The organism is Streptomyces ficellus (assembly GCF_009739905.1).
Classification (GTDB): Bacteria; Actinomycetota; Actinomycetes; order Streptomycetales; family Streptomycetaceae; genus Streptomyces; species Streptomyces ficellus_A.
The window spans coordinates 2,728,308-2,752,919 of sequence record NZ_CP034279.1; the positions used below are offsets into that span (position 1 = coordinate 2,728,308).

28 protein-coding genes are annotated in these 24,612 nt (G+C 73.0%); 14 read left to right on the forward strand and 14 right to left on the reverse strand.

Annotated features, from left to right (window positions below; all coding sequences use genetic code 11):
• Positions 1-87 precede the first annotated feature (87 nt).
• The 3 genes from EIZ62_RS11695 to ilvA form a co-directional block, all read right to left on the reverse strand.
• The gene (locus tag EIZ62_RS11695) at positions 88-939 is read right to left on the reverse strand and encodes an ABC transporter permease (protein WP_156692647.1); all 852 of its coding nucleotides are present in this window, start codon (positions 937-939) and stop codon (positions 88-90) included.
• A complete protein-coding gene (locus tag EIZ62_RS11700; RefSeq protein ID WP_244375624.1) occupies positions 936-2,039 on the reverse strand; it encodes an ATP-binding cassette domain-containing protein in 1,104 nt (367 codons plus the stop codon). Before EIZ62_RS11700 ends, EIZ62_RS11695 begins: the two co-directional genes overlap by 4 nt.
• A gap of 91 nt (positions 2,040-2,130) precedes the next feature.
• Complete coding sequence (gene ilvA, locus EIZ62_RS11705) at positions 2,131-3,360, reverse strand: threonine ammonia-lyase (protein WP_156692648.1); 1,230 nt, start codon at positions 3,358-3,360, stop codon at positions 2,131-2,133.
• A 149-nt stretch (positions 3,361-3,509) separates the two neighbouring features.
• Here ilvA and EIZ62_RS11710 point away from each other — a divergent pair, with 149 nt between their 5' ends.
• The 3 genes from EIZ62_RS11710 to EIZ62_RS11720 are packed head-to-tail and all read left to right on the forward strand — an operon-like array spanning position 3,510 to position 4,800.
• The gene (locus EIZ62_RS11710) at positions 3,510-4,064 is read left to right on the forward strand and encodes a MarR family winged helix-turn-helix transcriptional regulator (protein WP_425281812.1); all 555 of its coding nucleotides are present in this window, start codon (positions 3,510-3,512) and stop codon (positions 4,062-4,064) included.
• A gap of 32 nt (positions 4,065-4,096) precedes the next feature.
• A complete protein-coding gene (locus EIZ62_RS11715; protein ID WP_156692650.1) occupies positions 4,097-4,549 on the forward strand; it encodes a sigma factor-like helix-turn-helix DNA-binding protein in 453 nt (150 codons plus the stop codon).
• Complete coding sequence (locus EIZ62_RS11720; RefSeq protein WP_156692651.1) at positions 4,546-4,800, forward strand: hypothetical protein; 255 nt, start codon at positions 4,546-4,548, stop codon at positions 4,798-4,800. Before EIZ62_RS11715 ends, EIZ62_RS11720 begins: the two co-directional genes overlap by 4 nt.
• A 98-nt stretch (positions 4,801-4,898) precedes the next feature.
• Here the strand turns inward: EIZ62_RS11720 and EIZ62_RS11725 are convergent, their stop codons facing one another.
• Positions 4,899-6,053, reverse strand: coding sequence for a cystathionine gamma-synthase (locus EIZ62_RS11725; protein ID WP_156692652.1), 1,155 nt, complete (start codon positions 6,051-6,053; stop codon positions 4,899-4,901).
• A 124-nt stretch (positions 6,054-6,177) separates the two neighbouring features.
• On the opposite strand from EIZ62_RS11725, the gene EIZ62_RS11730 reads away from it, so the two are divergent.
• The 4 genes from EIZ62_RS11730 (at position 6,178) to abc-f (ending at position 10,218) form a co-directional block, all read left to right on the forward strand.
• Positions 6,178-7,287 carry a hypothetical protein gene (locus EIZ62_RS11730; RefSeq protein ID WP_156692653.1) on the forward strand — a complete coding sequence of 370 codons (1,110 nt, stop codon included), beginning with the start codon at positions 6,178-6,180 and terminating at the stop codon, positions 7,285-7,287.
• A 70-nt stretch (positions 7,288-7,357) separates the two neighbouring features.
• Positions 7,358-8,068, forward strand: coding sequence for a peptide-methionine (S)-S-oxide reductase MsrA (gene msrA, locus EIZ62_RS11735; protein ID WP_156692654.1), 711 nt, complete (start codon positions 7,358-7,360; stop codon positions 8,066-8,068).
• A 40-nt stretch (positions 8,069-8,108) separates the two neighbouring features.
• Complete coding sequence (locus tag EIZ62_RS11740) at positions 8,109-8,435, forward strand: antibiotic biosynthesis monooxygenase (RefSeq protein ID WP_156692655.1); 327 nt, start codon at positions 8,109-8,111, stop codon at positions 8,433-8,435.
• Positions 8,436-8,601: 166 nt separating this feature from the next.
• Positions 8,602-10,218 carry a ribosomal protection-like ABC-F family protein gene (gene abc-f / locus EIZ62_RS11745; protein ID WP_156692656.1) on the forward strand — a complete coding sequence of 539 codons (1,617 nt, stop codon included), beginning with the start codon at positions 8,602-8,604 and terminating at the stop codon, positions 10,216-10,218.
• Between the two features lie 34 nt (positions 10,219-10,252).
• On the opposite strand, the gene EIZ62_RS11750 is transcribed toward abc-f, so the two are convergent.
• From EIZ62_RS11750 to EIZ62_RS11760, 3 genes are all read right to left on the reverse strand, one after another.
• Entirely contained in the window at positions 10,253-10,603 is a 351-nt protein-coding gene (locus tag EIZ62_RS11750; RefSeq protein ID WP_156692657.1) for a DUF1330 domain-containing protein, read from the reverse strand.
• A gap of 205 nt (positions 10,604-10,808) precedes the next feature.
• Complete coding sequence (locus EIZ62_RS11755) at positions 10,809-12,074, reverse strand: L,D-transpeptidase (protein WP_156692658.1); 1,266 nt, start codon at positions 12,072-12,074, stop codon at positions 10,809-10,811.
• A 226-nt stretch (positions 12,075-12,300) separates the two neighbouring features.
• Positions 12,301-12,642, reverse strand: a complete 342-nt coding sequence (locus EIZ62_RS11760; protein WP_167536371.1) for a hypothetical protein — start codon at positions 12,640-12,642, stop codon at positions 12,301-12,303.
• Positions 12,643-12,748: 106 nt separating this feature from the next.
• On the opposite strand from EIZ62_RS11760, the gene EIZ62_RS11765 reads away from it, so the two are divergent.
• Positions 12,749-13,024 carry a hypothetical protein gene (locus tag EIZ62_RS11765; RefSeq protein WP_156692659.1) on the forward strand — a complete coding sequence of 92 codons (276 nt, stop codon included), beginning with the start codon at positions 12,749-12,751 and terminating at the stop codon, positions 13,022-13,024.
• 42 nt (positions 13,025-13,066) lie between these two features.
• Here the strand turns inward: EIZ62_RS11765 and hutH are convergent, their stop codons facing one another.
• The 5 genes from hutH to EIZ62_RS11790 form a co-directional block, all read right to left on the reverse strand.
• Positions 13,067-14,608: a histidine ammonia-lyase gene (gene hutH, locus EIZ62_RS11770; RefSeq protein ID WP_156696347.1), complete on the reverse strand. Its 1,542-nt coding sequence runs from the start codon at positions 14,606-14,608 to the stop codon at positions 13,067-13,069.
• Between the two features lie 64 nt (positions 14,609-14,672).
• Positions 14,673-15,920, reverse strand: coding sequence for a GGDEF domain-containing protein (locus EIZ62_RS11775; RefSeq protein ID WP_156692660.1), 1,248 nt, complete (start codon positions 15,918-15,920; stop codon positions 14,673-14,675).
• Between the two features lie 30 nt (positions 15,921-15,950).
• Positions 15,951-16,739 carry an enoyl-CoA hydratase/isomerase family protein gene (locus EIZ62_RS11780; RefSeq protein WP_156692661.1) on the reverse strand — a complete coding sequence of 263 codons (789 nt, stop codon included), beginning with the start codon at positions 16,737-16,739 and terminating at the stop codon, positions 15,951-15,953.
• Between the two features lie 39 nt (positions 16,740-16,778).
• Positions 16,779-17,963 (reverse strand): adenylate/guanylate cyclase domain-containing protein, encoded by a 1,185-nt coding sequence (locus EIZ62_RS11785; RefSeq protein WP_156692662.1) that lies wholly within the window; start codon positions 17,961-17,963, stop codon positions 16,779-16,781.
• Between the two features lie 108 nt (positions 17,964-18,071).
• On the reverse strand, positions 18,072-18,935 hold the full coding sequence (locus tag EIZ62_RS11790) for a biotin--[acetyl-CoA-carboxylase] ligase (RefSeq protein WP_156692663.1): 864 nt from the start codon (positions 18,933-18,935) through the stop codon (positions 18,072-18,074).
• A gap of 109 nt (positions 18,936-19,044) precedes the next feature.
• On the opposite strand from EIZ62_RS11790, the gene EIZ62_RS11795 reads away from it, so the two are divergent.
• Together EIZ62_RS11795 and EIZ62_RS11800 are read left to right on the forward strand one after the other, a co-directional pair.
• Positions 19,045-20,646: an acyl-CoA carboxylase subunit beta gene (locus EIZ62_RS11795; protein ID WP_156692664.1), complete on the forward strand. Its 1,602-nt coding sequence runs from the start codon at positions 19,045-19,047 to the stop codon at positions 20,644-20,646.
• Positions 20,647-20,655: 9 nt separating this feature from the next.
• On the forward strand, positions 20,656-20,865 hold the full coding sequence (locus EIZ62_RS11800; protein ID WP_156692665.1) for an acyl-CoA carboxylase epsilon subunit: 210 nt from the start codon (positions 20,656-20,658) through the stop codon (positions 20,863-20,865).
• Positions 20,866-20,898: 33 nt separating this feature from the next.
• Here EIZ62_RS11800 and EIZ62_RS11805 read toward each other — a convergent pair whose 3' ends face one another.
• Complete coding sequence (locus EIZ62_RS11805; protein WP_156692666.1) at positions 20,899-22,080, reverse strand: SGNH/GDSL hydrolase family protein; 1,182 nt, start codon at positions 22,078-22,080, stop codon at positions 20,899-20,901.
• 67 nt (positions 22,081-22,147) lie between these two features.
• Here EIZ62_RS11805 and EIZ62_RS11810 point away from each other — a divergent pair, with 67 nt between their 5' ends.
• The 4 genes from EIZ62_RS11810 (at position 22,148) to EIZ62_RS11820 (ending at position 24,054) form a co-directional block, all read left to right on the forward strand.
• Entirely contained in the window at positions 22,148-22,777 is a 630-nt protein-coding gene (locus EIZ62_RS11810) for a TetR/AcrR family transcriptional regulator (RefSeq protein ID WP_156692667.1), read from the forward strand.
• Positions 22,778-22,826: 49 nt separating this feature from the next.
• Positions 22,827-23,150 carry a hypothetical protein gene (locus EIZ62_RS32425; protein ID WP_244375626.1) on the forward strand — a complete coding sequence of 108 codons (324 nt, stop codon included), beginning with the start codon at positions 22,827-22,829 and terminating at the stop codon, positions 23,148-23,150.
• A gap of 105 nt (positions 23,151-23,255) precedes the next feature.
• Positions 23,256-23,384, forward strand: coding sequence for a morphogenic membrane protein MmpB (mmpB, locus tag EIZ62_RS32735; protein WP_280117737.1), 129 nt, complete (start codon positions 23,256-23,258; stop codon positions 23,382-23,384).
• A gap of 61 nt (positions 23,385-23,445) precedes the next feature.
• A complete protein-coding gene (locus EIZ62_RS11820) occupies positions 23,446-24,054 on the forward strand; it encodes a Maf family protein (protein ID WP_156692668.1) in 609 nt (202 codons plus the stop codon).
• A 13-nt stretch (positions 24,055-24,067) separates the two neighbouring features.
• Here the strand turns inward: EIZ62_RS11820 and EIZ62_RS11825 are convergent, their stop codons facing one another.
• Positions 24,068-24,523 (reverse strand): hypothetical protein, encoded by a 456-nt coding sequence (locus EIZ62_RS11825; RefSeq protein ID WP_156692669.1) that lies wholly within the window; start codon positions 24,521-24,523, stop codon positions 24,068-24,070.
• Positions 24,524-24,612: the final 89 nt, after the last annotated feature.

A 24,612-nucleotide genomic window follows, 5' to 3' on the forward strand; every position in this document is an offset into this window, starting at 1 on the left:
CGCCCCGTACACGCCCTGCCGGCCGCCCGGCCGGTACGTACGAAGGGCCGGGCCGCGCACGACGCGCGGCCCGGCCCTTCTCGCGTGTTACGCCGCCGAGCGGTACTTGCGCACCGCCAGCGTGCGGAACACCGCGATGATCACCACCGACCAGATGACCGAGGCCCAGACCGGGTGCTGCATCGGCCAGGCGGTGGACTCCGAGACGCCGGGGTTGCCGAACAGCTCGCGGCAGGCCTGCACGGTCGCGCTGAAGGGGTTCCACTCGGCGACGTGCTGGAGCCACGGCGTCATCTGCGACGAGTCCACGAACGCGTTGGACACGAACGTCACGGGGAACAGCCAGATCAGCCCGCCGGACGTGGCCGCCTCGGGCGTCCGCACCGACAGGCCGATCAGGGCGCCGATCCAGGAGAACGCGTACCCGAGCAGGAGCAGCAGCGCGAACGCGCCGATCGCCTTGGGCACGCCCTCGTGGATGCGCCAGCCGACGAGCAGGGCGACGATCGCGAGGACGACGACGGTGAGCGCGGTCTGGACGAGGTCGGCGAGCGTACGCCCGGTGAGGACCGCCCCGCGGGCCATCGGCAGGGACCGGAACCGGTCGATCAGGCCCCGGTGCATGTCGTCGGCGATGCCCGCGCCCGCGCCGGCCGTGGCGAAGGTGACGGTCTGGGCGAAGATGCCGGCCATCAGGAAGTTGCGGTAGACGTCGGGGTCGGTGGAGCCGCCGATGTTCATCGAGCCGCCGAAGACGTAGCTGAACAGCACCACGAACATGATCGGCTGGATCAGTCCGAAGATCACCATCTCCGGGATCCTGGACATCCGGATCAGGTTGCGCCGGGCGACGACGAGGGAGTCGGCGATCGACTGGGCGATGCCGCCGCGCGGCTTGGGGGCGGCGAGCCGTGGGGCGGTGTCGGACACGGCACTCATTTCGCGGCCTCCTCGCAGTCGTTATCGCGGTGATCCCCACCGTCGTTCTTCCGGTGATCCCCGCTGTCGCCCTTGCGGTCGTTCTTGCCGTCGCCCTTGCGGTCGTTCTTGCGGTCTCCCTTGCGCCGGGTGCCGGCGTCGCCGTTCTCCTCGTCGGCCAGCTCGGCGGCGTGGCCGGTCAGCGAGATGAACACGTCGTCGAGGGTCGGGCGGCGCAGCCCGATGTCGTCGATCTCGACCCCGCGCGAGTCCAGTTCACGGATGACCTCGGCCAGCAGCTTGGCGCCGCCGGTGACGGGGACGGTGAGCTTGCGGGTGTGCGTCTCCACCGCGACCTCGCCCTTGCCGAATCCGGCGAGGACCGCGCGGGCGGGGTCGATCTCGTCGGGCCGGTGGACGACGACCTCGACGCGCTCGCCGCCCGTGCGGACCTTGAGCTGGTCGGCCGTGCCGCGGGCGATCACCTTGCCGTGGTCGACCACGCAGATGTCGTGGGCCAGGTGATCGGCCTCCTCCAGGTACTGCGTGGTCAGCAGCAGGGTGGTGCCGCCGGCGACGAGGTCCTGGATGACGTCCCACAGCTGTTGCCGGTTGCGCGGGTCGAGGCCGGTGGTCGGCTCGTCCATGAACATCACGGGCGGCGACACCACGAGCGCGGCGGCGAGGTCGAGACGGCGCCGCATGCCGCCGGAGTAGGTCTTGGCGGTCCGGTCCGCGGCGTCGGCGAGGTTGAACCGCTCCAGCAGCTCGGCCGCGCGGACCTTCGCGGCCTTGCTGGACATCTGGTAGAGCTGGCCGACCATGTGGAGGTTCTCGCGGCCGGTGAGGTACTCGTCCACGGCTGCGAACTGGCCCGACAGGCCGATCGCCCGGCGGACTTCGTTGGGATGCTTGAGGACGTCGATGCCCGCCACGACCGCCTTGCCGCTGTCGGGTCGGAGCAGGGTGGTGAGAACGCGCACGGCGGTGGTCTTGCCGGCACCGTTGGGGCCGAGCAGCCCCAGAACGGTCCCTTCGGGGACGTCGAGGTCCACGCCGTCCAGAGCCCGTACGTCGCCGAAGGTCTTCACCAGACCTTCGGCGTGAATTGCGCCTGGCATGTGGGGTCTCCCATGGGATGGGTGAATCGCTACCCCTGAGCGTAGGGATGCCGGGCGCCCGGCGCCCGGCAATTGTCGGGCCCACGGTCCGTCAGGACAGCACCGTGTATCCCGCCGCGCGCAGCGCCGAGGCGACCTCCTCGCAGTGCTCGGGCCCCTTCGTCTCCAGGTGCAGCTCCACCTCCACCTCCGTCAGCCCGAGCCGGGGGTCGGTGCGTACGTGCCCGACGTCCAGGACGTTGGCGTTGGTGACCGACAGCACGCCCAGCAGGTTCGCCAGGGCGCCCGGCCGGTCCGGCAGGCGCAGCCGCAGGCTCAGGTAGCGGCCGGCGGCGGCCATGCCGTGGCGCAGGATGCGCTGCATCAGCAGCGGGTCCACGTTCCCGCCCGACAGCACCGCGACCACCGGGCCGGCGAAGGTCTCCGGCGCGTCCAGCAGCGCCGCCACCGGGCTCGCACCTGCCGGTTCGACGACCAGCTTGGCCCGCTCCAGGCACAGCAGCAGCGCCGAGGACAACCGGTCCTCCGACACCGTGCGCACCTCGTCCACCAGCTCCCGGACGATCCCGAAGGGCACGTCCCCGGGGCGCCCGACCTGGATGCCGTCCGCCATCGTGGGCGAGCAGTCGACCGCCAGCGGGTGGCCCGCCGCGAGCGAGGGCGGGTACGCCGCCGCGGCCTCCGCCTGCACGCCGATCACCTTCACGTCCGGCCGCAGCGCCTTCACCGCCACCGCGATGCCCGCGGCCAGCCCGCCGCCGCCGACCCCGACGACGATCGTCCGCACCTCAGGGCACTGTTCGAGGATCTCCAGCCCCACCGTGCCCTGTCCGGCGATGACGTCGCGGTGGTCGAAGGGGTGGATGAACACCGCGCCCGTGTCGTGCGCGTACTCCTGCGCCGCCGCCAGCGTCTCGTCGACGACGTGCCCGTGCAGCCGCACGTCCGCCCCGTACTCCCGCGTCGCCGCCACCTTCGGCAGCGGGGCGCCGACCGGCATGAACACCGTGGACCGCACGCCCTGGAGCGACGAGGCCAGCGCGACGCCCTGCGCGTGGTTGCCCGCCGACGCCGCCACCACCCCGGCCGCCCGCTCCTCCGGGCGCAGCCCCGAGATCCGCACGTACGCGCCCCGCAGCTTGAACGACCCGGTCCGCTGGAGGTTCTCGCACTTGAAGTGCACCGGCGAGCCCACCAGCCGCGACAGGTGCCGGCTGCCCTCCATGGGGGTCACTCTGGCCACCCCGGACAGCATCTTCTGCGCCCCGCGGACGTCGTCGAGGATCAGCGGGTGTGAGGGGTAAGGCGTACCGAAGCTCATGACGGCAAGTCTCGCAGCTCAGCCCGCACCCCGGCTCGAGCCCCGGTTCCCGCTCATCACGTTTGGGCAGCGCCGGTCCCAAGGCGCACCGGGCCGCGTACTCTGTCCCCCACCAACCGACCACCACCGCACGAGAGAGCCCCGCAGCCATGCCCACATCTCAGGACATGACGACTCCTGCGCCTGTCTCCCCCGGGACGGCCCCCGAGCCCCCGGGCGACCACGGTCTCCTCGACGCGCTCCAGCACCAGGTGGCCGTCTTCGCCCGGCGGGCCGAGCAGACCCGCCTCGGCGGCACCGGTCAGCTCCGCAACTCCATGGACCGCGCCGCCTACCTGCTCCTCAACCGGCTCGACCAGGAGGGCCCGATGGGGGTGAAGGCGCTGGCGGCGGGGATGGGCATCGACTCGTCCACCGTCACCCGCCAGGTCGCGCCGCTGGTCGACACCGGACTGGTCAAGCGGACCTCGCACCCGGAGGACGGCCGTGCCGTCGTCCTCCAGCTGTCGCCGCGCGGCCAGGCCCGCCTGGAGGAGGTCCGCTCCTCGCGGCGCGACCTGATGGCGCAGGTGACGGAGGGCTGGACGGAGGCGGAGCGCGAGTCGTTCTGCACGCTGCTCACCCGCTTCAACTCCGCGCTGTCCGCCCGGCAGGCCGGCCTGCCCCCGGCCGAGCGGGAGACGGAGGCGGCTCCCGCCTCTTGACCCGGGCCGGGCGCCTGGCCTGATATGAGGACGTGGACGAGCGGCGACGGCATCCGGCCCCGGTACGGCTCGCCCACGCCCGGGAGCGGGACTTCGAGGCCTACGTCGCGGGCGCGGCGGGCCGGCTGCTGCACGCCGCCACGCTCCTGACGACCGAGCCCCCCGGCCGCGCCCCCCGCGCCCAGGCCCTGCTGACCGCCGCGCTGGCGGCCACGTACGCCCGCTGGGACCGGCTGCGCGGCGAGGACCCGTACGACCTCACCCGCCGGGAACTGGCCAGCCGGTTCGCCCGCGCGGCCCGGCGCTTCCACCGCCCGCGCGGCGGCCTGCTCTCGCCGCTGACCCCGCTGGAACGGCTCGTCGTCGTGCTGCGCCTGTACGAGGGCGTCGCCGAGGAACAGACGGCGGCGCTGCTGGGCCTCCCGGTGGACCGGGTGCGGGCGACGTGTACGCGGGCGGTCACCGTGCTGCGGAGGGCGTCGTGAACGGCTACGACCGCAAGGAGGACGAGGTCCGCCGCCTCCTCGACGCCCCGGCGCACGTCCACGTCCCGCCGGACCTGCTCCCCCGCGCGGTCAGCCGCGGCACCCGCGCCCTGCACCGGGCACGGCTGCTGCGCCGCGCCCTGTGGGTGCTCCTCACGGCGGCGGCGGTCGCCTTCACGGTCTGGGCGTCGGTGGCCGAACCATGGCGGACGCCGCCGTCGGGCGTCACGCCCCCGTTCCGGGGCTGGTGACGCGAGGGCGCGTGTCCGGCGGCCGGGCGGGCGGTCCGGCCACCAACGCCCGACCGCCGGCCCGGCCACCGGTGCCTCGGCTACCCCCGCGCGGCGGCTCAGCCCAGTGCCTGGCGCAGGTCCTCCAGCAGGTCGTCGACGTTCTCGATGCCGACCGAAAGCCGCACCAGGTCGCCCGGGACCTCCAGGAGCGAACCGGCGACGCTGGCGTGCGTCATCCGGCCCGGGTGCTCGATCAGCGACTCGACACCGCCCAGGGACTCGCCCAGCGTGAAGAGCTTGGCCCGGTTGCACACCTCCACGGCCGCCTCCTCGCCGCCCTGGACGCGGAAGGACACCATGCCGCCGAAGCTGCGCATCTGCTTGGCGGCGACCTCGTGGCCCGGGTGGTCGGGCAGGCCCGGGTAGAGGACGGAGGTGACCTTGGGGTGCCGGGTCAGCATCTCGGCGACGCGGGTCGCGTTCTCGCTGTGCCGGTCCATGCGTACCGCCAGCGTCTTGATGCCGCGCAGCACGATCCACGAGTCGAACGGCCCGGCGACCGCGCCCATCGCGTTCTGGTGGTACGCCAGTTCCTCGCCGAGCGCCTCGTCGGCGGTCACCAGGGCGCCGCCCACGACGTCGGAGTGGCCGCCCATGTACTTGGTCAGCGAGTGGACGACGACGTCCGCGCCCAGCGCCAGCGGCTGCTGGAGGTAGGAGCTGGCGAAGGTGTTGTCGACGACGAGCTTGACGCCCGCCGTGCGGGCGACGCCCGCGAGGGCCTCGATGTCGGTGATGCCGAGCAGCGGGTTCGACGGCGTCTCGACCCAGATCGCCTTCGTACGGTCGGTGATCGCGTCGCGCACCGCGGCCGCGTCGGAGGTGTCGGCGACCGACCACTCGACGCCCCAGCGCGAGGCGACCTTCGCGAACAGGCGGAAGGTGCCGCCGTAGGCGTCGTTCGGGATGACGACGTGGTCGCCGGGGACGAGGAGCGTGCGCAGCAGGCAGTCCTCGGCGGCGAGGCCGGAGGCGAAGGCGAGACCGCGCCGGCCGCCCTCGAGCGCGGCCAGGTTCTCCTCCAGGGCGCTGCGCGTGGGGTTGGCGCTGCGGCTGTACTCGTAGCCGCCGCGCAGGCCGCCCACACCGTCCTGCTTGTAGGTGGACACCTGGTAGATGGGCGGGACGACCGCGCCGGTCAGCGGGTCGGCGGTGTTGCCCGCGTGGATGGCGCGGGTCTCGAAGTTCTGGTGGGTGTTGTCGTCGCTCATGGGCCCGAGCGTAGTCCCGGCCGGGCACCTCGCACGGGACGCTTTCCGGTCGCCGGACGGTTCGGGGCGCACGGCCTTGCACCGGACCGTCGGGGACACCGGACGGGTACGGGACAATGGGCGCATGGAGATCCTGTGGTTCCTGTTCGCGATGGGCCTGATCGGCGTGATCGTCGTGCCCTGGCTGATGCGCCGCCGTGGTGGCGACGGCATCCGGCTGGTCGCGCCCGGTTCGCCGGACGCCGCCGACCCGAGCGCGTACGGCTTCGTGCGCCAGGAGCACCTGGACCTGCGGATGCCGGGGCCGGACCAGGACCTCCTCGACGTGCTGGACGTGGTGCAGCGCACCCAGGACTGGCGGGCCGCGTCGCAGCTGCTGGCGGGCACCGACAAGGACGGCGAGGTGCGCTGGCAGCGGGTGCAGGCCTTCGCGGGCGCCGCGTCGCTGGAGCTGGCGCAGCGGCCGGGCGAGGGCGGCGCGTGGCTGCGGGCCTGGCGTGCGGAGAAGCCGAAGGACCCGGGCGGGGCCGCGGTGCACGCCGAGTTCCTGGTGCAGCAGGCGTGGCGGTCGTCGTCGGCCGGTACGGACGACTTCCGGATCATCCTGGAGGAGGCGCGCGCGGTCTGCGAGCAGGCGGCGCTGCTGGCGCCCGGCGACCCCGTCCCGTACATCGTGGAACTGGCCGTCGCCCGTGGGCTCGGCTATCCGCACGAGCGGTTCGACCAGGTCTGGGCGAAGATCATCGATCGCGCGCCGCAGCACATGGGCGCGCACCTGGCTGCCCTGCACTACTGGTGCGAGAAGTGGCACGGTTCACGCAAGGACGCGGACCGGTTCGCGACCGCGGCCGCCGCGCGCGCCCCGCAGGGCTCGCTCCTCGCCGCGCTGCCGCTGTTCGCCGTCTTCGAGCACCTGCCCGAGGTGGCGCTGGTGCGGGACTTCTACGGCACGGAGGTCGTGTCCCGGGCCATGGAGGGCGCCCTGTACGCGGTGCACTCGGCCCGCCCGGACGACCCGATGCTGGCGCACGTCCGCCACCTGCTGATCCACTTCCTGGTACGGGCGGAACGCTGGTCGGAGGCCATGCACCAGCTGGTCCACGTGGACGGCCACATCGGCGCGCTGCCGTGGACGCTGAACGAGGACCCGGCGGCGGAGTACGCGGTCTACCGGGCGCTCGCGGTGGCGGGTTACGAGGCGAACGGCGGCAGCCCGGCGACGCTCCCGCACTGACCCGGGCCGGAATAGGGGCGGGCGCCGGAGCGTTGGCCCCGGTGCCGCCACCGCGAAGGAGTCACCCGTCATGCTGTTCGGCCGCACCCCCGTGCTCCCCACCCCCGACCAGGCCCTCCGCGGCCGGCCGGAGCCCGGTTTCACCGTTCCCGACCGCCACACCGTCCTCGGCAACCCGCTCCTCGGCCCCTACCCGGACGGCCTGGAGGTCGCGGACTTCGCACTGGGCTGTTTCTGGGGCGCCGAGCGGAAGTTCTGGCGGGCCGAGGGCGTGTGGACCACCCTCGTCGGCTACCAGGGCGGCTACACGCAAAACCCGTCGTACGAGGAGGTCTGCTCCGGCCTGACGGGCCACACGGAGGTCGTCCGCGTGGTCTTCGACCCGTCGGCCGTCTCCTACGGCACGCTCCTGAAGCTCTTCTGGGAGTCGCACGACCCCACCCAGGGCTTCCGGCAGGGCAACGACGTCGGCACGCAGTACCGCTCGGCGATCCACACGCACTCCGCCGCCCAGGCGCAGGCCGCCGAGGCTTCCCGCGACGCCTACCAGCAGGTGCTGACCGGCGCCGGGTTCGGCACGATCACCACGGAGATCCTCCCGGCCGCCGACCGCGTCTTCTACCCGGCCGAGGGCTACCACCAGCAGTACCTGGACAAGAACCCGGACGGCTACTGCGGCATCGGCGGTACGGGCGTCACACTGGACGCTCCGTTCGAGACCAACTGGGGAGTGTCGTGCCCGACGGGTCTCACTCCGGCGCCGGAAGCGCGCGACGTCTGAGCGGTACCGTCCCGAGCAGGCCGACCGAGGGAAGACGACCGTGATCATCAGGGTGAGCGAAGCGCGGGTACGTCCGGAACGGTTCGAGGAGTTCCGCGACATGATCGTCTCGGCGGTGCGCGAGTTCCCCGCCCAGCATCCGGGCCTGCTCGACCACGAGGTGCTGCTCGGGCCGCCCGACTCGCTGCTGTACGTCAGCCGCTGGCGCGGCGAGCGGGACCTGGCCGCTTACGCCGGTGAGCACTGGCGTGACCAGGCCGTGGTCCTGCCGGGCGAGGACGAGTACCTCCTCGCCCCGCTCCGGGTGCGGCACTTCACGTCGGACCCCCTGAGCCCGGGCCCCCTGAGCCCGGGCCCCCTGAGCTGACCCCGCCGCGGCGGCCCCGGGCTTATTCCGGTGGAGCCGCGGCCGGGGGTCGCCCTACACTCGGGTGCATGGGTTCGTACTACTTCTTTCTCTGATTCCGGGCGCGGACGCGTAGGCGTCCTGTCATGCCCCGTCCTGCCCGAACCCGGACATCAGGGAAAGAACCATGCGTGTTTCCGCCCACGATCCCTCTCAGCTCACCGTCAAGGACGTCTCCAAGGCGTACGGGGACAGGTCCGTCCTCGACGGTGTCACCTTCACCGTCCGCCCCGGCGAGAAGCTCGGCGTCATCGGGGAGAACGGCTCCGGCAAGTCCACCCTGCTGCGGCTGCTCGCGGGCCGCGAGGCCCCCGACGGCGGTGAGGTGACGGTCCGCTTCCCCGGCGGGGTGGCCCATCTCGCGCAGACGCTGGACCTCGACCCGGCCGCGACCGTGCGGGACGCCGTGGACGCCTCGCTCGCCGAGCTGCGGGCGATGGAACGGCGGCTGCGGGACGCGGAGGCGGCCCTCGCGGACGCCTCGGAAGCGGAACTGGCCGCCTACGGCGAGCTGTTGAGCGCGTACGAGGAGCGCGGCGGCTACCAGGCGGACGCCCGCGTCGACGCCGCCCTGCACGGGCTGGGCGTCGGGCACGTCGACCGGGGGCGGCGGCTCGGGTCGCTGTCCGGCGGCGAGCAGTCGCGCCTGGCGCTGGCCTGCGCGCTGGCCTCGGGCGCGGAGCTGCTGCTGCTGGACGAGCCGACCAACCACCTCGACGCGCGGGCCACCGGCTGGCTGGAGGAGCGGCTGCGGGCGCACCGCGGCACGGTGCTGGCCGTGACGCACGACCGGCTGTTCCTGGAGGCGGTCGCCACCGCGATCCTGGAGGTGGACCGGGACACCCGGGCGGTGACCCGCTACGGCGACGGCTGGGCCGGCTACCGGACGGCGAAGGCCGCCGCCCGCCGGCGCTGGGAGCTGGACCACCAGGAGTGGCTGGACGACGTGGCGGCGACCGAGGCCCTGGTGGAGGCGGCCGGGCAGCGGCTGGCCGCGTCGGGCAAGGACCCGCGCCAGGGCTTCGGCAAGCACCGGAGGTCGCACGAGGCGAAGCTGTCCGGCCGGGTCGGCGCGGCGCGCCGGCGGCTGGACCGGCTGCGGCGCGAGCCGGTGCCGGCGCCGCCGCGGCCGTTGCGGTTCGCGCCCCGGCTGGTGGCGGAGCACATCGAGGACGTGGCGGTGGAGCTGGAGGGCGTGGTCGTCGGCGACCGGCTGGAGGTGGCGGACCTGACCGTCGGGGCGGGCGACCGGCTGCTGGTGACCGGCCCGAACGGGGCCGGGAAGACGACCCTGTTGCGGGTGATCGCCGGGGACCTGCGCCCGGACGCGGGCACCGTGCGCCGCCCGGCGCGGGTGGGCTACCTGCCGCAGGAGCTGCCCGCGCGGCCGTCGCGCCGGCCCCTGCTGGCGGCGTACGCGGCGGGCCGCCCGGGTGTCCCGGAGGACCACGCGGAGGAGCTGATGGCGCTGGGGCTGTTCCGGGAGGAGGACCTGCCGGTGCCGCTTGCCGACCTGTCCGTGGGCCAGCGGCGGCGGCTGGAGCTGGCCCGCCTGGTGACGCGCCCCGCGGACCTCCTCGTCCTGGACGAGCCGACGAACCACGTGGCGCCGGGCCTGGTGGAGGAGCTGGAGGAGGCGCTCGCCGCGTACGAGGGGGCGGTGGTCGTGGTGACGCACGACCGGCGCCTGTGCGGTTCCTTCCCCGGCGCGCGCCTGGAGCTGCGCGCCGGGCGGGCCGTCTGACCGCCTCCGGGGGCGCCGTCACGCGGGGGCGCGCTCAGGCGGCCTGGGCGGCCCGCAGGGCGGCCGCGGTGGCGGCGGCCTCGTACCCGGGGGCGACACCGTCGATGAGCAGGACGTCCCCGGTCATGTGCCGGGTGCGCATCGGGATGAGCCGCTGGTAGGCCTCGGAGTCGTACCAGTCGCGCGCGTGGTCCAGGGACGGGAAGGCGATGACGACGAGGGCGGCGTCCCAGGTGCCCTCGCGGACCTCCCTGGCCGGCGCGCCGTGCACCAGGAAGCGGCCGCCGAAGGGGTCCAGGGTGGCCTGGACGCGCTCCATGTAGGTCAGGACCTCGTCGTCGAGCCGGGCAGGGCGCCGGAGGTTGCCGAGGGCGTACGCGGTCATCTGGGGCCTCCTCGTGGGATCGGATGACCTCATGCTCCGGGAGGGGGCGCATGGCGTCGATTACCTGCGGGGTCATCGACGCCGTACCGCCGTTGCGCGTACGGCGAGGGCGGCGGCCCTCCGTGAGGAGGACCGCCGCCCTTTACCGTCCGCCTTCACCTGCCGTCCGGCGTGTGCCGTCCGCGTGCGTGCCGGATCCGGTGGCTCAGGCCGCGGAGCCGGCCTTCCACTCCGCCCAGCTCATGTTCCAGCCGTTGAGGCCGTTGTCCGGGGCGATGGTCTTGTCCTTGGAGTTCTTGACGACGACGACGTCACCGACGATCGAGTTGTCGAAGAACCAGGCGCCCGGCTGGCTCGGGTCGTCCGCGCCCTTGGCGTCGTTCAGGCCCACGCAGCCGTGGCTGGTGTTGACGTTGCCGAAGATGGAGTCGGAGCCCCAGTAGTTGCCGTGGATGAAGGTGCCCGAGGTGGACAGCCGCATGGCGTGCGGCACGTCCTTGATGTCGTACTCGCCCTTGCCGTCCTTCTTGGTGAAGCCGACGGTCGAGCCGTCCATCCGGGTCTCCTTGAACTTCTCGGAGATCACCATCTGGCCGTTGTAGGTGGGGTTCTCGGGGGCGCCGGCGGAAATCGGGATGGTCTTGACCGTCTTGCCGTCCTGGGTGACCGTCATGGTCTTGGCGGCGGCGTCCACGGTGGAGACCTGGTTGCGGCCGATGGTGAAGGTGACGGTCTTCTGCTGGACGCCGTAGACGCCGTCGGCGCCCTGGACGCCGTCGAGGTCCAGCTTGAGGGTGACCTTGGAGCCCTCGGCCCAGTAGTCCTCGGGGCGGAAGTCCAGGCGCTGGTTGTTGAACCAGTGGCCGACGACCTCCTGGCCGCTGGAGGACGACACGGTGATGCCGGACTGGACGGCCTTCTTGTCCGTGATCGGCTTGTTGAAGTTGATCGAGACGGGCATGCCGACGCCGACCGTGGAGCCGTCCTCGGGGGTGTAGTTCCCGATGAAGCTGTTCTCCTTCGACACGGTGGTGAAGGAGGAGTTCTCGTGGGCCTCGCGGCCCTCGGCGTCCTTCGCCGTGACGGCGATCTTGTAGACGGTGGCCCGCTCCAGCTGCTCGCTGGGCTTCCAGCTCTTGTTGTCGGCCGACATCTCGCCCTTGACGGCCGTGCCGTCCGGGGCGGTCATCGTGACCTGCGTGAGCGTGCCCTCGCTGACGGTCACCTTGGCGTCGTCGTTGATGCCGGCGTTCTGGGTGCCGTTCTTCGGCGTGATCGCTATTCGGGCCTGGGAGGCGTCCTTCGCCGCCGCGGCGTCGACCTGGGACTGTGACGTCTTCGAGCCCTCGGAGGCGTCGGACTTGTCCTCGCCGCCGTTGCAGGCCGTGAGCACCAGTACGCCGCCGAGCAGTGCGGACGCGGCCGCCAGGCCCCTGCGCCGCTTGCTGTCCGTCATCACACGCTTCTCCATCGTCGCCGAACCCCTGCCAACTGTCTCAACAACACCCATAACTACCCGTCCCGTTCCCCATCCGGCACGGATGTGGGGAACACCACTGATCGACGCGGATCGGGGAGCCGTTGGTTCCCGATCCTCCCGGAGTGGGCTTCCGGCCCACGGGCGCGCGTGAAACGGGCCCCGGACGCGCCCCGCGGCGGCGGCGGTCCGGGACCCGGAGCGTGTCGCAGGTCACACGCTACGGCCGTACGTCGTCGAGGTGATCCTCATCATCCTCCTCGTCCAGGTCCCACATGTCCCCGTCGGGGTCGTGGTCGACCTGCTCGCTGGTCCACGACGCCTGGGCGAGTTCGACGCCCGGCACCTGACCGACGAGGTCGACCGGCTCGACGAGGTACGCGAGAGCTTCCGCTTCGTCTTCTCGTACCGCGGACCGGGCGTGTGTACGCTCCTCGTCGGGCATGAATTCGTCGGCTTCCACGCGGTCCAGCGCGGCTCCGGTGAGTTGATCGTTGTCCGTCACTTCCAGCAGCAGTTCCACCCGAAGGCGCACATACCGTGATGTCTCAGCAGGACTCATATGACGGAGCGTAAGCCGCTGGGACTCACGACTTTCCCGCGACCCGCTGTGTTCATTAGCATCGTCGCAACCACCAATTCTCGGTTCCGCAAGGGGATCTGAATCTGTGTCCGTCGCACGTCGACCGCTGCTGACCGCCACCGCCGCCGGGACCCTGCTGGGCGCGCTGTGGTTCGTCCCTTCGGCCAACGCCACCGTTGAACGGCCACCCGCGCAGGCGCAGGAGACGAGATCGTCCGGCTCCGCGCAGCAGGACCTCGCGCTCGCCGACACCGGCGGCGTGGACACCACCCCGTACCTCGTGGGCGGCGCCGCGTTCCTGGGCGTCGGCACGGGTCTGGTGGCCTTCGCCGTACGACGAGGGGCGCACACCGCCTGGTGACGGCGCGCGCCCCGCGCGTGTGGCCCGTGGTGGGCCCGGTGGTCAGGCCAGCGGGCCGGTGACCTTCTCGACGGCCTCGACGAGTCCGCCCTCGCGTACGAACGCGTCGGCGGCCTCCAGGTCGGGGGCGAGGAAACGATCCGGCCCGGGGCCCTGGACGCCGGCGGCGCGCAGCGCCTCGATGGCGGCGCGGGAGGCGGGCGCGGGGGTGAGCCCGTCGCGCAGCTCGATGGCCCGGGTCGCGGCGTACAGCTCCACGGCGATGATCCGGCCGAGGTTGCCGACGGCGGTGCGCAGCTTGCGGGCGGCCGACCAGCCCATGGAGACGTGGTCCTCCTGCATGGCGGAGGACGGGATGGAGTCGGCGGAGGCCGGGACGGCGAGCCGCTTCAGCTCGCTGACCAGGGCGGCCTGGGTGTACTGGGCGATCATCAGGCCGGAGTCGACGCCCGCGTCGTCGGCGAGGAACGGCGGCAGGCCGTGGGAGCGGTTCTTGTCCAGCAGCCGGTCGGTGCGGCGCTCGGCGATGGAGCCGAGGTCGGCGGCGGCGATGGCGAGGAAGTCCAGCACGTAGGCGACGGGCGCGCCGTGGAAGTTGCCGTTGGACTCGACGCGGCCGTCGGGCAGGACGACCGGGTTGTCGACGGCGGAGGCCAGTTCGCGCTCGGCGACGAGCCGGGCGTGCGCCATGGTGTCGCGTCCCGCGCCGGCGACCTGGGGGGCGCAGCGCACGGAGTAGGCGTCCTGGACGCGCGGCGCCTCGTCCTGCTGGAAGTGGCCGGTGAGCTCGGAGCCGTCGAGGACGGCGAGCATGTTGGCGGCCGCGGCGCCCTGGCCGGGGTGGGGGCGGATGGCGTGCAGCTCGGGCGCGAGGACCTTCTCGGTGCCGAGGAGGGCCTCCAGCGACAGGGCTGCGGTGATGTCGGCGGACTTGTAGAGCCGTTCGAGGTCCGCGAGGGCCATGACCAGCATGCCGAGCATGCCGTCGGTGCCGTTGAGGAGGGCGAGGCCCTCCTTCTCGCGCAGCTCGACGGGGGCGATGTTGTGCTCGGCGAGCAGCTCGCCGGCGGGGCGGACGCGCCCGTCGGGGCCTTCGGCGTCGCCCTCGCCCATCAGGGTGAGCGCGCAGTGGCTGAGCGGCGCGAGGTCGCCGGAGCAGCCGAGGGAGCCGTACTCGTGGACGACCGGGGTGATCCCGGCGTTCAGCACGTCCGCCATGGTCTGCGCGACCTGGGGGCGGACGCCGGTGCGGCCCGAGCAGACGGTCTTCAGCCGCAGGAACATCAGCGCCCGCACGACCTCGCGCTCGACGGGCGCGCCCATGCCGGCGGCGTGGGAGCGGACGATGTTGCGCTGGAGCCGGGCGCGCAGGTCGGGGCTGATGTGCCGGGTGGCGAGCGCTCCGAAGCCGGTCGACACGCCGTAGACGGGCTCGGGCTTGGCGGCGAGGGCGTCGACGATCTCACGGGCCTTGGCAAGCGCGCCGAGGGCCTCCGCGGAGAGCTCGACACGGGCGTTGCCGCGGGCCACGGCGATGACGTCCTGGGCGGTGGTACCGGACGTCCCCACCACGACTGTGTGCATATCCATATTCAGCAGCGTACGGACTGAATCCCAACGTGTCACTACCCCGCTTCCCAGGAGCCCCTTACGCCTCTTCGGCCCCCTTGGCCCCCTCGACCCCGTCCGCTCCGGAAGAGCCGACCTCGCCGGATGGTCCGCCCGGCGGCGGAAGCTCCGCGAGGGCCGCCGGGGTGGGCGGCGCGTCGCGGAAGCTGCGGCGGTCGCGGGAGGCGGCCGGGGGGTGGTCCGCCAGCGCGACCACCGTGCCGTCACGGCCGGCCACCACCGGCTTGGGCGAGCGGGCGGCCTTGGCCCGGTACTGGGCCGCGTCCGCCAGCCGGAACAGGCGCCGCGCCGACTGCACCGGGCCGATCGGGTCGCCCGTCGACGCCACCCCACACGCCACGCCCTCGCCCAGCTCCAGGTCACCGGCGCGCACGCACAGCTCCTCCGCGGCGGCCACCACCTCGTCCGCCTCCGGCCCGACCGACACCAGGCAGAACTCGTCACCGCCCAGCCGCGCCGCCAGCGCGCCCGGCAGCATCGCCCCGCAGTACGACAGGACCGAGCCGAACCGCTCCAGCAGCCGGTCGCCCACCGCGTGCCCATGGGTGTCGTTGACGCGCTTGAGGCCGTTGAGGTCGCAGACCACCAGGCTGACCACCGTCCCGTCCGCCAGAAAGCGCTCGACGGCCTCGTCCAGCCGCATGTCGACCGCCCGCCGGTTGGCGAGCCCGGTCAGCGGGTCGGTGAACGCCAGCCTGCGGACCTCCTCCAGCCGCTCCGTCTGCGCGATCCCCGCCGCGACGACCGCCGCGAGCACGGTCGCGAAGTCGGCGTCGTGGCGGTCGAAGACCGGCGCCCCGACGGGCCGGGCCACGTACAGCTCGCCCCACGCCCTCCCGTGCATCACTATCGGCGCCACGACGCAGGCGCCCCGGCCCCGCCGCCGCAGGGCGGCCACCCGGCCGCGCAGGGCCGCGTACCCCTGACCGTCGAGCGCGTCCGGCCCTTCGGCGGTCTCCACCCAGGCGTTGGGCTCGCCGCCGCCCGCCCACCGCTCGTGCAGGAACTCGGTGATCTCGGAGAACTGGTGGACCGGGTACGTCTCGGCGTCCGGGAACTCCTCCTCGTCCGGCGCCCGGGCACCCTCGTTCACCAGCACCTTGAGCCGGCCGAGCTCGCGCTCCCACATCGAGAGCGCGGCGAACGACCCCCCGAGCGCGTTGCGTGCGCCCAGCGCGGCCGCCCGCCAGGTCTCGCGCGGAGTGTGCGCCGACGCCATGGCCTGCGCGAGCGCCACTACAGCACGTAGCCGGACATCCTCACCCATTCCTCAAGCTTAGGGAGGATCCTCGACTTTTCACTCCCCGGGCCACTCCGGCTTCCGCTTCTCGTTGAAGGCCGCCACGCCCTCGGCCCGGTCGCCCGAGAAGGCCACCGACCGCCACGCCGCGTCCTCGACCTCCAGGCCCGCCCTGAGGTCCAGGCCCTGCCCGAGCCGCATCGCGCGCTTGGCGGCCCGCAGCCCGACCGGCGAGTTGGCGGCGATCCGGGCGGCCAGCTCCAGGGCGCCCTCCGTGGCGTCACCGGCCAGCCGGTCGACCAGGCCGAGCGAGAGCGCCTCGTCCGCCGCCACGCGCCGGGCGGTGAACACCAGCTCCGCCGCCCGCGCGGCCCCGACCCGGCGCGGCAGCAGCTGCGTACCGCCGCCGCCCGGGATGACGCCCACCGACACCTCGGGGAGTCCGACGACCGTCGTCGCGTCGGCCACGATCAGGTCGCAGGCGAGGGCCAGCTCGAACCCGCCGCCCAGCGCGAAGCCGTGCACGGCGGCGACCGTCGGCATCGGCAGCTCCAGCACACCGGTGTAGGCGCCGCGCGCGACCGGCCGCTGGCGCACCAGCTCGGCGTCCGTGAAGGAGTTGCGCTCCTTGAGGTCGGCGCCGACGCAGAACGCCTTGTCGTTGGAGGAGGTCAGCACGGTCACGCGCACCGACGGATCGGCGGCCAGCGCGGCACAGGCGGCGCCGATGGAGCGGGCCATCTCCGTCGACACGGCGTTCATCGCCTTGGGCCGGTCGAGCACCAGCTCGGCGACGTGACCCTGGTGACGAACTGCGACGAATTCCCCGAAGCGCTGCTCGGACATGCGTGACACACCCTCCCGGTTAACGAACGTTAGCGACCGCTAACCGGGGATCTTAGGCTCCCGCCGCGTCAGCAGCCAGGGCTCGATCACCCCGAGGCCACGCACCGGCCGCTGCCACATGGGCTGGAGCGCGAAGCGGTACTTGGACGGGCCGGCCGGCGACTCGCCGTCCTTCTCGGCGCGCGCCGCCTCCTCGGCGGCCCGCGCCTCCGACACCGGGGCCTCGCCCGTGCGCGACAGCTCCTCGGCGAACGCCCCGTCGACCAGCACCGCGTCCTTGGGCGCTATCGAGGTGAGCCGGCTCGCCAGGTTCACCGTCGTACCGAACACGTCGCCCATCCGGGTCGTGACCGTGCCGAAGGCGATGCCCACGCGCAGCGCGGGCATCGTCTCGTCGTGGGTGAGCGTCTCGATGAGGCGCAGCGCGATCTCGGCGGCCGTGCCGGCGTCGTCCGCCGCGTACAGCACCTCGTCGCCGAGGGTCTTGATCAGCCGTCCGCCGTGCGCGGCGACCAGGTCGGCGGAGGTGGTCTCGAACGCCTCGACCAGCTCGCCCAGCTCCTCCTCCTCCAGGCGCCGGGTCAGCCGGGTGAAGCCGACGAGGTCCGCGAAGCCGACCGCGAGGCGCCGGTCCACCATCTCCTCGTCGTCGGCGGCCTGCACGACCCGCCCGGTCGCCGCCGCGAGCTGCCGGCGCCACACGTACACCAGGAACTCCTGGAGCTCCGGCAGCAACAGCTCCACCAGGGGATATGTCACTTCGGTGCGGGTCATGCCGGGCTCGGGCGGCTCGGTGAGGCCCTCCAGGAAGGAGTCGATCTGCCATTCGGCCAGCCGGGCGGTGGTCTGCCCGGTGGACCGGGCCACCTGCACGGCCATCGGCTCGCTCAGCAGGCCCGCCTCGACCAGACCGGCCAGCCGGCGCAGGGCCAGCACGTCCGCCTCCGTCAGCGCCTTGGCCTGCCCGATGTCGGCGAAGCCCATGGCGCGCCAGAACCGGGAGGCCAGGTCCATGGACACACCGGCGGTACGGGCCGCCTGGAAGGGGGTGTAGCGGCGGTCGGCGCCGAGGATCAGCTGCTCCAGCCGGATGGCCAGCGGGTCGTCGGTCGGCTCCGCCGTGTGGTCGACGACATGGTGGGGGGTGGGGTACTCCGCCCCGCTCGGCTCCGCCCCGCTCGGCCCGGACCCGGACCCGCCCGCGTTCGCGTCGTCGACGGTCACCGGCCGCCTCCTGCCCGTTCCCTGCGCACTGTCCTGCCGATCTGTAGCTGGCCCGCCGCCAACGATACGGCAGGTGTGCCCTGGCTCACGTCCCCACGGCCCAGCGCGTCAGCCCGCCGGACGCAGATGCACGACGTCGCCCGCGCCCACCGCCTCCGGCTCTCCGCCGGGCGGCGCCACCACCAGGCGCCCGTCGCCGTCGACGGCGACGGCCTCGCCGGTGAGGGTGCGGTCGCCGGGCAGTTCGGCGCGCACGGTGCGGCCGAGGGTCGCGCAGCCGGCGGCGTACGCCTCCTGGAGGCCGCTCGCCGCCGGGTCGCCGTCGGCGTCGGTCCAGCGGGTGTACCACTGCTCCAGCGAGCGCAGGACGGCGCGCAGCAGAGGGTCACGGTCGGTGGAGACGGCGTCGGCGAGGAGGAGGGAGCCGGCGGTGGGGACGGGCAGTTCCTCCTCGCGAAGGGTGACGTTGAGGCCGAGTCCGACGACGACGCCGTCGTCGCCGGCGCGCTCGGCGAGGATGCCGCCCGTCTTGCGCTCCTCCTTCCCCCGCTCCCCCGCCACGTTCACCATCAGGTCGTTGGGCCATTTCAGTGCCATGTCGACCCCGGCGGCGCGGGCGAGGCCGGTGGCGGCGGCGACGCCGGTGAGCAGCGGGAGCCAGGCGAGGCGGCCGACGGGAACGTCCGGCTTGAGCAGGACGGAGAAGAACAGGCCGGAGCGGGCGGGCGCGGACCAGGTGCGGTCCAGCCGGCCGCGGCCCGCCGTCTGCTCCTCGGCGACGAGGACGGCGCCCTCGGGGAGGGCGGCGGCGCGGGCGCCCAGGTCGGAGTTGGTGGAGCCGGTGGCGGGCACGAGGTCGAGGGAGGTCCACAGTCCGCCGGGCCTGATGAGGGCGCGGCGCAGGGAGGCGGCGTTCAGGGGCGGCCGGTCGAGGTCCGACCAGGGGCTGCCTGGACCATGTGAGGGCGTCATGCAAGCCAGCGTAGGTGTGGTAAACACCGCACTGCTGAACGGTATCGCCGCCGATACGCTACGGGTCAGTAGCCACCGATCCCGTGACCAGGCAGGGAGCCGCATCCCGATGTCCGAGCCGGCCAAGCAGCAAGAGCCCCAGAAGATCGACATCCATACGACCGCGGGCAAGCTCGCGGATCTGCAGCGCCGTATCGACGAGGCGACGCACGCGGGCTCCGAGCGCGCCGTCGAGAAGCAGCACGCCAAGGGCAAACTCACCGCCCGGGAGCGGATCGCCCTGCTGCTCGACGAGGATTCCTTCGTCGAGCTGGACGAGTTCGCCCGGCACCGCTCCACCAACTTCGGCCTGGAGAACAACCGCCCCTACGGAGACGGCGTCGTCACCGGCTACGGCACGGTGGACGGCCGTCCCGTGGCGGTGTTCTCCCAGGACTTCACGGTGTTCGGCGGAGCCCTCGGCGAGGTCTTCGGCCAGAAGATCATCAAGGTGATGGACTTCGCCCTGAAGACCGGCTGCCCGGTCATCGGCATCAACGACTCCGGCGGCGCCCGCATCCAGGAGGGCGTCATGGCCCTCGGCATGTACGGCGAGATCTTCCGCCGCAACACCCATGCCTCGGGCGTCATTCCGCAGATCAGCCTGGTCGTCGGCCCGTGCGCCGGCGGCGCGGTCTACTCGCCGGCCATCACCGACTTCACGGTGATGGTCGACCAGACGTCGCACATGTTCATCACCGGCCCCGACGTCATCAAGACGGTCACCGGTGAGGACGTCGGTTTCGAGGAGCTGGGCGGCGCCCGGACGCACAACACCACCTCCGGCGTGGCGCACCACATGGCGGGGGACGAGAAGGACGCGATCGAGTACGTCAAGTCGCTGCTGTCGTACCTGCCGTCGAACAACCTCTCGGAGGCGCCGGCCTTCCCGGAGGAGGCGGACCTGGCGCCGACCGACGAGGACCGCGAGCTGGACGTCCTGATCCCGGACTCGGCGAACCAGCCCTACGACATGCACACCGTCATCGAACACGTGCTGGACGACGGTGAGTTCCTGGAGACGCAGGGGATGTTCGCGCCGAACATCCTCACCGGCTTCGGCCGGGTCGAGGGCTTCCCCGTGGGCATCGTGGCCAACCAGCCGATGCAGTTCGCGGGCTGCCTGGACATCAACGCCTCGGAGAAGGCGGCCCGGTTCGTGCGCACCTGCGACGCGTTCAACATCCCGGTCGTCACGTTCGTGGACGTGCCGGGGTTCCTCCCGGGCGTGGACCAGGAGTACGGCGGGATCATCCGGCGCGGCGCGAAGCTGATCTACGCCTACGCCGAGGCGACCGTCCCGCTGATCACGGTGATCACCCGCAAGGCGTTCGGCGGCGCGTACGACGTCATGGGCTCCAAGCACCTGGGCGCCGACCTCAACCTGGCGTGGCCGACCGCGCAGATCGCCGTCATGGGCGCGCAGGGCGCGGTGAACATCCTGCACCGGCGGGCCATCGCGGAGGCGGACGACGTCGAGGCGACGCGGGCGCGGCTGATCCAGGAGTACGAGGACGCCCTGCTCAACCCGTACACGGCGGCCGAGCGCGGCTACATCGACGCGGTGTGCATGCCCTCCGAGACCCGGGCGCAGATCGTCAAGGGCCTGCGTCAGCTGCGGACGAAGCGGGAAAGCCTGCCCCCGAAGAAGCACGGCAACATCCCCCTCTAAGGAGCCCCCATGATCAAGGTTCTCCGGGGCAACCCGACGCCCGAGGAGCTGGCCGCCGCCCTGGCGGTGGTCCAGGCGCGCGCCGCCGCGACCGCCTCGGCGGACTCCGGCGGCGCGGCACGTGGTCCCGAGGGCTGGTCCGACCCGGCGAGGATCGCCCGGAGCCGCAACCCGCAGCCGGGCCCCCGGTCGTGGGCGCGCTCCTACTGGCCCGCGTAGCGTCCGGGCGGGGACCCGGCGGCCGTCCGGCCGTCACAGCAGCGGGGCGACGGCCTCCGCCATGACGCGGTACCCCGCGTCGTCCGGGTGGAGGCCGTCCTCGTAGGCGTACGCCGGGTTCAGCAGGTCCGGGTCGGCGGGGTCGGCCATGATCCGGTGGAGGTCGGCGACCGCGTCGAACTCGCCGGACCCGCGCATCCAGTCGTTGACCTCCGCGCTGACCTTCGCGGCGCGCGGGCCCCAGTGGGTGGTGCCCTTGAACGGCAGGATCGTCGCGCCGACGATGCGTACGCCACGGTCGTGCGCGGCGCGTATCAGGGTGCGGTACCCGGCGACGAGGTCGGCGGACGACAGGACCGGGGCGGGCTTGTAGGTGGCCTGGTCCCGGGCCTCGCTGAAGCCGATGTCGTTGAGGCCCTGGAGGAGGACGACGGTCCCGGCGCCGGGCAGGCCGAGCGCGTCGCGGTGGAAGCGGGCGGAGGACCGTTCGCCGTACCAGGCCGAGTCGTTGAGCAGCAGGTTCCCGCCGATCCCGGCGTTCAGTACGGGACGCTCCACGCGTTCGGCGAGGGCGTCGGACCAGCGGCGGTCGGCGTTCGGGGTGGAGCCGAAGCCGTCGGTGAGGGAGTCGCCGAACAGGACGACGCCCGGCGCGCTGGCCGGGGTCCCGCCGGCGGCGGTGCTCACGTCGACGCCGGTCAGGTAGTACCAGGACGACGTGACCTCGGTGAAGGGCGCGCCGGTGACGTCGTCGAGGTGGTCGCCCCCGGCGCGGTGGGTGTCGGTGAAGCCCTGGGCGTGGAAGGTGGCCGGGCCGGTCGTGCCGGCCAGGTGGAGCGTGACGGTCAGCCGGTCCAGGCGGTGCGGGGCGAGCGGGGCGGCGTCGCTCTCGACGTGGGCGCGGGCGGGGACGGCCACGGACCGGTCGCCGCCGAAGGTGAGGTGGTGCGGGGTGCCGGGCCGGACGGCCGCGCCCGTGTCGGTGAGGGCGACGGTGGCGCCCGTGACGTGCAGCGGGGAGGTGCCGTACGCGTTCGAGAGCCGGATCCTGACGCGGTCGCCGGCGGCGGTCACGCGGACGACCTGGCGGACGGTGTGGCCGGAGAAGCCCTCCTGGGACCAGTTGGGGGTGAATCCAGTGGAGGGAGGCTGGGGGGAGGCGGTCCAGGCGGCGGTCCAGTGGTGCTTCGGGTTCCGCTTCGGGTTCTGGAACACAAGGGACTCCTAATGGGATCGACGTTCCATTAAGCTGGAACCGACCGTAGCACCGTCCGCGCTGTAAATGAAACAGGAGTCCCATTTGGAAGCGACGCCGGGCACCGTCCGCCCCGGCGGCCGCACCGCCAAGGTGCGCGCCGCCGTCCTCGAAGCCACCCGGGAAGCGCTGGCCACGGAGGGTTTCCACGCCCTGAACATGGACCGGATCGCCGCCGCCGCCGAAGTCGGCAGGACCACCGTCTACCGGCGGTGGGCCTCTCCGACCGGCCTGATCGCCGACCTGCTGCGGGACATGGCCGACCGGTCCGTCCCCGCCTCCGACACCGGCACCCTGGAGGGGGACCTGCGCGAGAACGCCACCCTCGTCGTCACGACCCTCACCGACCCCCGCATGGGCCCCGTCTTCCGGGCCGTCATCGCCGCCGCGGCCTGCGACGACGAGTGCGCCGACGCGTTGCGGGGCTTCTACGGCACCCGGCTGCGCACCTGGGCCACCGCCGTCGACCGCGCCGCCGCGCGGGGCGAGGCCCCGCCCGGCACCGACCCGGTCGAGGTCGTCCGCGCCGTCTCCGCCCCGCTGTACTACCGCTTCGCGGTCAGCCACGAACCGCTCACCACCGCCGACGCGGAACGCGCGGTGGCGGCGGCGCTCGCCGCCACCCGGGCGGGGGTGTTCGCCCCCGGTTCCGACTAGTCCACCCGCGCGGCCCGCCGACCAGGTCTCAGCGGAGGACCTGCTCGATGTGGTGGTCAAGGAGACGTTCGGCGGCTTCCGGGGTGCGGTAGCCGAGGGCGATGTCGACGCCGAGGCTCGTGGCGAGGGACCAGCAGATGTCGGCGTCGGCGCGCTCCTCGCGGCGCGCCTCTACCAGGCGCTCGGCATGGCGCTGCTCGTCATCGGAGCCCAGGGCGCGATCCGCCGGCTCGTCGACCACGACAACGCCGGCCTGCTGAGCTGGCTCCCCGGAGGTTTCGCCGCGAGCATCACCGTGTACGTCCTGGCCGTCGTGATCGGCGCGGTCGTCGCGGGGTGGGCCCACGACGCCCGTAAGGCAGCTGCCGACTGACGCGGCGTGACCCTCGCGGGCGGACGGGCCGTAGTGCGCCCGCACCGGAGCGCCTGAGTACGCGTACTCAGGCGCCGGGGCCCTCGACGCCCGCAGGATCGAAGGATGCTGTGGTCCGACCCCGAGAACGAACCTCCCGAAGAGATGCGCGACATGCAGGCGATGCTGCGGCGCGCGGGGATCCTGCTGGCACTCGCGATGGTGCTGGCGATGTTCGTCGTCGGCCTGCACTGACGCCCCCGCCGCCACCTGCCGGCACCCCGGCGTCCGGGGCGTTTTCCGTACGATGACGCCCATGACTGCTGATCGGCGCCGCCGCCTCGTCCTGGCCTCCCAGTCCCCCGCCCGCCTCGGCCTGCTGCGCCAGGCCGGCCTCAGCCCCGAGGTCATCGTCAGCGGTGTCGACGAGGACAGGTTCACCGCCCCGACCCCTGCCGAACTGGCGCTCACCCTCGCCGAGGCCAAGGCCGCCCACGTGGCCGCCAAGCCCGAGGCGAGCGGTGCGCTGGTGATCGGCTGCGACTCGGTCCTGGAGCTGGACAAGCAGGCCCTGGGCAAGCCCGCCGACGCCGAGGAGGCCACCGCCCGCTGGAAGGCCATGCGCGGCCGCGCCGGCATCCTCCAGACGGGCCACTGCGTCTACGACACGGTCGCCAAGCGGTACGCCTCCGCCACCGCGTCCACGCTGGTCCGCTTCGGCGACCCGACGGACGAGGAGATCGCCGCGTACGTCGCCAGCGGCGAACCCCTCCACGTGGCGGGCGCGTTCACCCTGGACGGCCGCTCGGCCCCGTTCATCGACGGCATCGACGGCGACCCGGGCAACGTCATCGGGCTGTCCCTGCCGCTGCTGCGCCGCCTGCTGGGCGAACTGGACGTCGCGATCACCGACCTGTGGGGCTGAGCCCCGCCCCGTGTCACGCCGGAGCCGCGCCGCCCTCCCGCACGGGCTCCACGGGCGGCGCCGGCTCCTCCTCCGCCTCCGGCGCGTACAGCACCAGCGACGCGACGACCAGGCCCAGCACCACCATCAGGTACGCGAACGCCCCCCACCCGAGCAGCCCGACGGCCACCGCGCCCAGCACCCCGTGCGTGATCGCACAGGCGATCAGCACGATCCGCACGGCGCGCCCGGACGGGCGGTCCCGTACACCGAGGCGCACCAGCAGCACCCCGCACAGCGCCACGTACGCCCCGAAGACGGCGCCCATGACCCAGATCGCGGTGACCATCAGGTCCGGGTCGAGGCCGTCCAGCGACATGCGCTGACCGCCCATGACCTTGGCGAGGACCATGTGCAGGAGCACCAGCCCCACCGCCTCCAGGACCAGCACGATCCCGGCCGCCAGCGCTATCGGTCTGCGGGCCACCATGGGCGCTCCCCTGCCTGTTACCTGCTCCGACGGGTCGGTACGGACGACAGCGCGCAGGCTACTGACTGGTAAACGTGGGGACAAGGGTT